This window comes from Actinomadura bangladeshensis (assembly GCF_004348335.1).
In the GTDB taxonomy this organism is placed as follows: Bacteria; Actinomycetota; Actinomycetes; order Streptosporangiales; family Streptosporangiaceae; genus Spirillospora; species Spirillospora bangladeshensis.
In genome coordinates this window covers 1-726 of sequence record NZ_SMJW01000585.1, presented here as the reverse complement: position 1 = coordinate 726, position 726 = coordinate 1, and the positions used below count along the sequence as shown (strand labels likewise).

General features: G+C 73.4%; 1 protein-coding gene. It reads left to right on the top strand.

What is annotated here, in order from left to right:
• The coding region (locus E1284_RS40995; RefSeq protein ID WP_207924266.1) for an ABC transporter permease at positions 1–726 on the top strand (726 nt) is incomplete at both ends.

Sequence of the window (726 nt, the reverse complement as noted above, 5' to 3'; positions counted from 1 at the left end):
CCCGCCACCCGCGCCGGGCGGCTGCGCTGGACGCTCGCCGACGGCCTCGTCCTCATCGGCCGGGAACTGTCGCGCATCCGGCAGGAGCCCGGCGAGCTCGTCGCCGCGCTCATCTTCCCCGCCGTCATGGTCGTGCTGTTCGGGTACGTGTTCGGCAGCGCCATCGCCGTCCCCGGCGGCGGCGACTACCGCGAATACCTCATGCCCGGCCTGTTCGCCATGGTCACCTTCACCGCCACCATGGCCGTCACCCTGCGGGTCGCCACCGACGCCTCCCGCGGCGTCATGGACCGGTTCCGCTCCATGCCCATGGCCCGCTCCGCCGTCCCCATCGGGCAGACCGGCGCCGAGATCCTCAACGGCGTCCTCGGCATGGCGATCATGGCCGCCGCCGGGCTGGCCGTCGGCTGGCGCGCCCACCACGGCGTCTGGCCCACCATCGAGGCGTTCGCGCTGCTGGCCCTCATGCGGTACGCGCTCAGCTGGGCCGGCTGCTACCTCGGCCTCATCGTCAAGAACGAGCAGACCGCCGACCAGCTCATCCCGCTGGTGTTCCCGGTCACCATGCTGTCCAACTCCTTCGTCCCCACCGGCGGCATGCCCAAGGCCCTGCAGGTCATCGCCGACTGGAACCCCGTCAGCGCCCTCACCGCCGCCTGCCGCGACCTGTTCGGCAACCCCGGCGCCCCCGCCGGCGGCGCCGACCCGGCCTGGCCCCTCGCCCAC